At 65.1% G+C, this 5,034-nt stretch carries 7 protein-coding genes; 5 read left to right on the top strand and 2 right to left on the bottom strand.

From position 1 onward, the window contains the following. The 3 genes from HB681_RS37285 to HB681_RS37275 form a co-directional block, all read left to right on the top strand. Window positions 1-688: biotin/lipoyl-containing protein (locus HB681_RS37285; RefSeq protein ID WP_213959931.1), on the top strand; the 688-nt coding region annotated here is incomplete at its 5' end. A gap of 141 nt (window positions 689-829) precedes the next feature. Next, window positions 830-1,123, top strand: coding sequence for a DUF4124 domain-containing protein (locus HB681_RS37280; protein ID WP_213959930.1), 294 nt, complete (start codon window positions 830-832; stop codon window positions 1,121-1,123). 18 nt (window positions 1,124-1,141) lie between these two features. Next, a complete protein-coding gene (locus HB681_RS37275) occupies window positions 1,142-1,531 on the top strand; it encodes a NirD/YgiW/YdeI family stress tolerance protein (protein WP_213959929.1) in 390 nt (129 codons plus the stop codon). Between the two features lie 69 nt (window positions 1,532-1,600). Here HB681_RS37275 and HB681_RS37270 read toward each other — a convergent pair whose 3' ends face one another. Further along, window positions 1,601-2,461 carry a hypothetical protein gene (locus HB681_RS37270; RefSeq protein WP_213959928.1) on the bottom strand — a complete coding sequence of 287 codons (861 nt, stop codon included), beginning with the start codon at window positions 2,459-2,461 and terminating at the stop codon, window positions 1,601-1,603. A gap of 197 nt (window positions 2,462-2,658) precedes the next feature. Here HB681_RS37270 and HB681_RS37265 point away from each other — a divergent pair, with 197 nt between their 5' ends. Together HB681_RS37265 and HB681_RS37260 are read left to right on the top strand one after the other, a co-directional pair. Then, the gene (locus tag HB681_RS37265; protein ID WP_213959927.1) at window positions 2,659-2,928 is read left to right on the top strand and encodes a hypothetical protein; all 270 of its coding nucleotides are present in this window, start codon (window positions 2,659-2,661) and stop codon (window positions 2,926-2,928) included. 67 nt (window positions 2,929-2,995) lie between these two features. Then, a complete protein-coding gene (locus HB681_RS37260; protein WP_213959926.1) occupies window positions 2,996-4,570 on the top strand; it encodes a phospholipase D family protein in 1,575 nt (524 codons plus the stop codon). 73 nt (window positions 4,571-4,643) lie between these two features. On the opposite strand, the gene HB681_RS37255 is transcribed toward HB681_RS37260, so the two are convergent. Continuing rightward, window positions 4,644-5,034, bottom strand: a 391-nt coding sequence (locus tag HB681_RS37255; RefSeq protein WP_213959925.1) for a hypothetical protein, incomplete at its 5' end; no start/stop codon positions are given.

The following is a 5,034-nucleotide window of genomic DNA, read 5'->3' as shown; positions in this document are numbered from 1 at the left end:
TTACGGCAAGGGCTTCCATGCGGAGGACGTGCCGCATGATGACCCGAACTTCCTGGTGGCGCTGGTCGCCTTCATGCACCGCCGCTACCGCGCGCGGGCCTCGGGCATCAGCGGGCAGCTTGACGGCCACGGCGTCAAGGTCGGCGAGCAGTTCGTGGTCGTTACCCTGGGGGCCGAGGGCGAGCATGTGCACACGCCGGTCTCCGTGACGGACTTCCATGGCAAGACGGGGCTGAGCGCTGTCGCCATCGGCTCGACGACCTACCACATCTGCAGCACCACCCAACTCGGCAGCGTGCGCGTGGAAGGCATGGTCAACGACCGACCCTTCACCGCGCAGGTGGAACGTGGCGCCGGCAAGAATCCGCTCGCGCTGCGCGTGGCGCATGACGGTACGCAGATCGAGGCGATGGTGCTGTCGCCGTTCGGTGCGCGGCTGCAGAAGCTCATGCCCTACAAGGCGCCGCCGGACCTGAGCAAGTACCTGATGTCGCCGATGCCGGGCCTGCTGGTCGAAGTGGCCGTGAAGCCGGGGCAGAAGGTGCAGGCAGGCGAGAAGCTCGCGGTGATCGAGGCGATGAAGATGGAGAACGTGCTGTTTGCCTCGCAGGACGGCGTGGTCGGCACGATCTCGGCGGACAAGGGCGAGTCGCTCGCGGTCGACCAGGTGATCCTGGAGTTCGCATAAGCACAGGCGAGCGCCCGCCGGATTGATTTGCATCAACTCGGCGGGCTGCGTGCGCCATAGGATGGGATGCGCCACACTATGCAGCGAGGGCTATCCTCGGAGCAAACCCGGTCTGGGGCCTCGAGAACAGGAACGGTTCCCATGAAAATATTGCAGCTTCTTGCGTGTGGCGCGGTAGTGGTCGCCGTGCAGCCCGTCATGGCACATCAAGTCAATGCATGCATCGATGCACAGGGCCGCAAGGTCATGACGGATCGGCCTTGCGAAAACCCCGCTGTCGAACACGAGCGCGACAAGCAGCGAAAGGTGCGCGGCGTCGGCGTCGAGCAGGTGCGGGCCCCGGACATCTTCGAGACGAGAACGAAGATCGACAACAACGGGAAGCCCATTTCGACGGATTCGTCGGACGACGCCGGCAAGTCGCAGGGACGCTAGTCTCTCCAGGGGAATGCCGTGGAACCCATCGCTTTCGCTCGCAGTCTGCTCGTCGCCCTCTTTGCCGCGGGCTCGCTCTCATTCGCCCCCGAGGCGAGTGCGGCAGGCGAGCCAGCCTCGGTGGACATGGGTCCGCGTGCAGTCACGGCCATGACGACGAGGCAAGTGCTCGACCACGGTCGAAACGAGCAGCTGGTGCGGTTGCGGGGTCGGATCGTGTCGCACGAAGGCGGGCAAAACTACACCTTCCGCGACGACACGGGCTCTCTTCCTGTCACCATCGAACGCACAAAGCTCCCGGGCAAGCAGACCCTGCGCGCCGGGCAGCACGTCGAACTCGTCGGGCAGATCCTGAAGGAAATGCGCCACAAGATGGAATTCAGGGTAAGGCAAGTGCGGCTGCAGTAGGGCTGCGCCTTGGCGATCCGCCACGCGTGCTGACGCCGTGCCCGCGACGGTGCGCCCGGTCGATGACCTTCAAGGGCGATCCATGCGCTTGAACTTGAGGTAGTCGGCCTCGCTGAGATCGCCCAACTGGCGCGGATACTTTTGCGTGGCGGCATACCACAGCGTCAATCGCTTCTCGAAATCGTCCGGCGCCGACAGGTACGCGTCCAGCGCCAGGTAGTAGCGCATGGCGTTGCGCTCCACCAGACCCAGCATCTCGCCGATCAGTTTCGGGTCGCCGTTCGACTCTTTCCCGACGACCGTGAAGCCCACCTTGTCGCGGCCGAAGGTGGCCAGGTAGCTCTTGGTCGCCACGCGCGTCGCGGAACCCTGTTCGTAGGTGTAGCTGAAGTGGACGAAGGACTTGCCGCTGTCCAGCGGGATGCCCTCGACCGAAATCAGGTAGTTGCGCGTTCCGAAGGGTCCTGAGGCGGCACTCAGCTTCGCGTCGAAGTAGTCGGGCGTGGCGGCGTCGACGCGAACATGAAAGGTCAGCTCGAAGGCATCCTTGACGGGAATGTCGTAGCGCCGGACCACGCTCAGTGTCAGGGTCTTCTTCGCCTCGTCGACCCGGCAGGCGCGGTTGTTGAGGTGAAGCATCAGCATCTCGCACCAGCGGGCCGGCTTGACCAGGTTGGCATTGAACGCGGACAGCGGCTGGTCCAGCACGCCGTAGACCTCGCCCTTCAGGCTGTCTCCTGTTTCGGTGGAATTCAGGACCATCGGCCGGCCGAACGAGCTGCTCGACAGGCGAGGGGAGAGCTTCCCGTAGCTCGCACGCAATGCCGGGGCGCCGCCAGATGCGGCGTAGGCGGCCGACGTGGGCGCGCATGCGATGCAGGTGGCTGCGAGGGCTGCCGTCAGCGCGCGGACAAGACTTCGGGTCGTCATGGTGGACACCTTCGGCAATGCAGCACCAGCCTGGTGCTGCGGATCGGGACGATATATCGCAGGCCTCGGAGTTTCGTGGCCGCCACGGTGTGTCGATCCCCAGCATATTGCTGCTTCATCGTCGCCGTGGTGATCGCCCTCAATTCCGGGAAATCAATTCGTGCCACGATGGACTCACGAAGCGAGAGGAGTACGCAATGACCGATTCGAGAAAAGCATCCTTTGGCCGGACAGCCCAAGTGCTCGCAGCAGCCGGCCTGCTGGCGCTGTCGGGCGCTGCACTGGCAACCAACCAGTCGCAGCAGCGCCAGGCTGGCCGGGACGTGAACCAGGCTGCCAAGCATGACGCGCGCTCGACCAAGGTCGACTGCAGGGCCGCGAACCAGCAGAGCAACGCCGCTTGCCGCCACGACAAGCGCGACACCAAGCAGGAAGGTCGCCAGGACAAACGAGACATCAAGTATTGACCTGCCATTTCGACGAGCGGCTCCTGGAATGACCCGGCTGAGCCATCGCTCGACGGGGTCCTCGTCCATGCCTGCATTGCGTTTGCTGCTTGCGATTGCCCTGGGCTTGCTGGTGTCGGCCTGTGTCAGCCTGCCCGATCGGGTGGAGCGAGTCGGGTCGACGGCACTGACGGACACGGAAGGCACCCATCTCGGACAGGTGCTGCGTCCGGAACTCGCAGCCCATCCCGGTACGTCCGGCATCTATCCGCTCGGCGAGGCCAAGGACGCCTTCGCCGCGCGCATCCTGCTGGCGCAGGCGGCGGAACGCAGCCTCGACCTTCAGTACTACATCTGGCACGGCGACACCACCGGCCAACTGCTGTGGGAGGCGATCTGGCAGGCGGCCGAGCGCGGGGTGCGCGTGCGGCTGCTGCTGGACGACGCCAACACCGGCGGCCTCGATCCCATCCTCGCTGCGCTCGACGCGCATCCCAACATCGAGGTCAGGCTCTTCAATCCCTTTGCCAACCGCAAGTTCCGCCTGGCAGACCTGGGTGATTTCTCGCGTCTCAATCGCCGCATGCACAACAAGTCCTTCACCGGCGACAACCAGATGGCGATCGTCGGCGGCCGCAACGTGGGCGACGAGTACTACGGCGCGGATCTCAACGTCGGTTTCCAGGACCTGGACGTGCTCGCCGTCGGACCCGTGGTACGCGAGGTCTCGGCCGAGTTCGACCGCTACTGGAACAACGAGTCCGCCTATCCCCTGGCGAGCTTGCTGGGCCCGGCGCCAAAGGACGGCGCCAAGCTCCTGAACGAGAACTGGCAGAAGGTCAGGCAGGATCCGAAGGCACAGCGCTACGCCGATGCAGTGCGCCAGAGGCCGCTCGTGCAGCAGGTGGCCGAGCGCAGGATCGCGTTCGAGTGGACCACCGCGCAAGTCCTCAGCGACGACCCTGACAAGGTGCGCTTTTCGCCCGAGCGCAAGGACCTGCAGTTGAGGCCGCGGCTGACCGAGGTGTTCGGCAATGGGCAGCGCGAACTCGACCTGGTGTCGCCGTACTTCGTGCCCGGCCTGGGCGGCGCGGATGCCCTGGAAAAGATGGCCGCGCGCGGCGTGAAGGTGCGCGTCCTGACGAACTCGTTCCAGGCCACCGACGTGGCGCCGGTGCATGCCGGCTACGCCCGGTACCGCAAGCAGTTGCTGGAATCCGGCGTCAAGCTCTATGAACTCAAGCCGGGCTCGACCGACGTCACATCGAGGGATGAGGCCGGGCGGAGCGGCGGCGTCCCCGGAAGCAGCGGCTCGGGCGGGAGTTCTTCCGCGAGCCTGCATGCCAAGACCTTCGCGGTGGACCGGAGCCGCATTTTTGTCGGCTCCTTCAACCTCGATCCCCGTTCGGCGCTCCTCAACACCGAGATGGGCGTGCTCATCGACAGCCCCGCGCTGGCGCAGCGCCTCTCCGGCCACTTCGACAGCCTGATCCCGGACTACGCCTACCAGGTGCAGTTGCAGCCCGACAGGACCCGCATGGAATGGATCGACCGCAGCCCCGCTGGCGGCGAGACCCGCTACACGAGCGAGCCGGGCATCGGCCCGATGCAACGGCTGTGGATCAACTTCCTTTCGATCCTGCCGATCGAGTCGATGCTGTAGCGCCCGGCAGCATGCGTGTCACCGTCACGCTTCGCGACGGATCCGCGCGAGGACGAGGACCCGGCCAGCGAGCCTAGTACGGCGCATTGACGACGACGTATTGGGATCCCTGGGGCTGATACCAGGTGCTTCCGCATTGCTGATAGACCATGCCGCCGTAATTGACCGGCGCGCAGTTGGCCGGCACCGAGTTCACCATCGAGCCGATCACGGCAGAGGTCACGGCCACTGCGGCGCCGACGGCCACGGCGCCGGCGACCGGGTGATAGTCGTTGTCCCAGCCGCCGCCGCAGCAGTTGTTGTTGTTTCCGCCAGCGACGACGACGTTCCGATTGGCATTGACGTTGACGTTCTGGTTCGCATTGACATTGCGGTTGTTGTTGACGTTCGTGTTGCGGTTGTTGTTGTTCACGCTGTTGGCGCTGGCGCTTCGAACATCATTGGTACGGGCGTCGGCCCTGCTG

This window comes from Variovorax sp. dw_954 (assembly GCF_018449755.1).
Lineage (GTDB): Bacteria > Pseudomonadota > Gammaproteobacteria > Burkholderiales > Burkholderiaceae_C > Variovorax.
This window is presented reverse-complemented; position numbering and strand designations above follow the sequence as displayed.

Coding starts and splice junctions, on each gene's coding strand:
- HB681_RS37280 (WP_213959930.1), top strand. CDS start 830: ATGAAAATATTGCAGCTTCTTGCGTGTGGCGCGGTAGTGGTCGCCGTG.
- HB681_RS37270 (WP_213959928.1), bottom strand. CDS start 2,461: ATGACGACCCGAAGTCTTGTCCGCGCGCTGACGGCAGCCCTCGCAGCC.
- HB681_RS37265 (WP_213959927.1), top strand. CDS start 2,659: ATGACCGATTCGAGAAAAGCATCCTTTGGCCGGACAGCCCAAGTGCTC.
- HB681_RS37260 (WP_213959926.1), top strand. CDS start 2,996: ATGCCTGCATTGCGTTTGCTGCTTGCGATTGCCCTGGGCTTGCTGGTG.